Origin of the sequence: Psychrobacter sp., from assembly GCF_018260395.1 — a bacterium.
Lineage (GTDB): Bacteria > Pseudomonadota > Gammaproteobacteria > Pseudomonadales > Moraxellaceae > Psychrobacter.
Map to the genome: position 1 here is coordinate 1 of NZ_JAGLBC010000209.1, position 2,642 is coordinate 2,642.

Consider the following 2,642-nt stretch of genomic DNA (forward strand, 5'->3'; position numbering starts at 1 on the left):
ATCTTATAAAATGTATAGATACTATTGGGCTGACGATATATCCCTTAAAACCTCTAGATTCTTTATGAATCTGGAGGTTTTTATATTAAATGTATTAGATTTAATAGGTAACGAATTTAGCAACGTCTGCAATCATGCTATGATTATTCCTCCATTTTATTTTATCCCATTAAGATATTTCTTGTTTAAGGAAACTGACACTATGACAGACACAAGTTCTAACCCTATAAAAGTAGGCATTATTGGTGCCGGTGGGCGTATGGGACGTATGCTTATTGAAGCAGTTGCAAACAATCCCCATACCACATTGGCGGCCGCCATTGAGCGCAGTGGCTCAAGTCTAATAGGGGTCGATGCAGGTGAGTTGGTTGGGTTAGAGAAAAATGGCGTGGTACTTAGTAATGACTTAGAAGCTCAGCTGAGTAAAATTGATGTGCTAATTGATTTTAGCTTACCTGACTCTACACAAAAAAATGTGCAACTTTGCGCTCAGAATAAAGTAGCTATGGTTATTGGTACCACAGGGCTTAGTGATGAGCAACTGCAAGCCTTGGATAAAGCTTGTGAGCAAATTGCTGTGGTCTATGCTGGCAACTATTCAACTGGAGTTAACGTCTCATTAAAGCTAATTGAGATGGCCGCCAAGGCCTTTGGCGAAACGGCAGATATTGAAGTCATCGAATCGCACCACAAACACAAGGTAGATGCGCCTTCTGGGACCGCATTTATGATGGCCAATGCAGCAGCTGAAGCAAGGGGTCAAAACTTAAAAGAAGTGGCGATTTATGGTCGTGAAGGACATACTGGTGAACGTAAACCTGGTTCGATTGGCATTCATGCGATTCGTGGTGGTGAAATCATTGGTGATCACAGTGTGATGCTGATTGCAGATGGTGAAATGGTAGAAATTAAGCACCATGCCCGTGAGCGTATGACCTTTGCAGCTGGCGCAGTACGAGCTTCTACTTGGGTGGTTCACCAAAGCGCCGGACGTTATGACATGCAAGATGTACTTGGTTTAAAATAAAATCTATAGAGTTTTAAAAACGATTAGACAAAAAATACCCTTTGGGCAAATGGCTCAAAGGGTATTTTTATTAACATTGCCTTTATGAAAATTACTTTTTAAAGACAACGATATCAAATTGTCACAATCATTATATTTTTGATTTTTCTAACTGTTTTTCGCGTGTTTTAAGATACTTACGTACTTTATCACGCGCACGATTTTGCTTTAGGGTAGATAAATAATCAACAAACAATACGCCATTTAAATGATCCATTTCGTGCTGGATGCAGACAGCCAATAAGCCTTCTGCTATTTCTTCAAAAGACTTACCTTCGCCATCTAAAGCTTCAATCTTAACTTTTATAGGGCGTTCTACAGAATAATAAACATCAGGTACAGACAAGCAACCCTCCTCATAAGGCTTTTTATCTTCAGCCAAAGGTGTGATTTTTGGATTTATAAACACACGAGGGGAGTCATTATTTTCAGATAAATCCATAACAATTAATTGGATATGACGATCAACCTGAGTGGCAGCCAATCCTATACCTTTGGCATCATACATAGTTTCGATCATATCTTGAATAAGCTGTTTTATATCAGCATCAACCGTTTTCACTGGCTTTGCAGTTGTTCGTAGTCGCGGGTCTGGGTAACTTAAAATTGGTAAGATGGCCATAAGAGATCACACATTGCATAAAAATGAAGTTTAATTAAGAGCATAACACTATTATAACTAACAAAATGAGGGGGTAGCAGCCAAATATCAAGGTCAAGCCATAAAAACAGATAAAAAAAGCGGACCTATTGCTAAGTCCGCTAAAGTAAAATGAGGCATTAAGTTTTTTTTATCTCAACTTACTGAGTTACTTCATAGATTTGATACATTAAGTAAGTTCAATTAAATTTTAATAAGAAAATTCACTAAGTAGATAACATCAATAGCTTTGATACACTAATTAGGTTTATTTTTTCATTTTACTGGTAATAAGCTCATAGATAAACAGTAAAATAATAGCACCAATCACTGAGAATGCTAAATTCATAAAGTTACCTTCGGTACTGACCCCTATGGCGCCGGCAAGGAAACCGCCTAAGAAAGAACCTGCAATACCTAAAACGATAGTCATAATCCAACCCATGGCATCGTTACCTGGCTTAATAGCACGAGCTAACAAACCAGCGACCAAACCGATAATAATTGTCCAAATCATGATTAATCTTCCTTAATAAATTTTTTTAACTGTTAATGGAATTTTTCTGCAACATCTTATATGCAAAAAAACCGAATGTTAAGTATTTAGTGACTAAATTTTAGTTAAAAAAACTATCCAGTAGTAACACTTAATTGTTAAACATGTACAACCTATGTGAGCATTAGCAGACAATTGAAAAGAAGTAAGATTTTTTGGTTAATCGATTGTATAGCTTGTATCAAGTTATGTTGCTATAAATAACATGCATTTAAAGTTTTTGGCAATATTACTCTCAACATGAAGTAAACCAATAATTCAACTGTCTAAAAATCATACAGTTATTGATTTTATAAATTATGAAACTAATAATCCAAACGCGATACTATAATAGTTTTATAAAGACAATAGCTTTAAAACACCTATATCTTTTATAAGTA

General features: G+C 36.0%; 3 protein-coding genes. 1 reads left to right on the plus strand and 2 read right to left on the minus strand.

The annotated features are described in order from the left end of the window. Positions 1–202 precede the first annotated feature (202 nt). Positions 203–1,027: a 4-hydroxy-tetrahydrodipicolinate reductase gene (gene dapB / locus QZ265_RS10490; protein ID WP_296405957.1), complete on the plus strand. Its 825-nt coding sequence runs from the start codon at positions 203–205 to the stop codon at positions 1,025–1,027. A 130-nt stretch (positions 1,028–1,157) separates the two neighbouring features. Here the strand turns inward: dapB and def are convergent, their stop codons facing one another. Both def and QZ265_RS10500 read right to left on the minus strand, forming a co-directional pair. Next, positions 1,158–1,688 (minus strand): peptide deformylase, encoded by a 531-nt coding sequence (def, locus tag QZ265_RS10495; protein ID WP_296405959.1) that lies wholly within the window; start codon positions 1,686–1,688, stop codon positions 1,158–1,160. A gap of 286 nt (positions 1,689–1,974) precedes the next feature. Further along, on the minus strand, positions 1,975–2,223 hold the full coding sequence (locus tag QZ265_RS10500) for a GlsB/YeaQ/YmgE family stress response membrane protein (RefSeq protein WP_296405960.1): 249 nt from the start codon (positions 2,221–2,223) through the stop codon (positions 1,975–1,977). Positions 2,224–2,642: the final 419 nt, after the last annotated feature.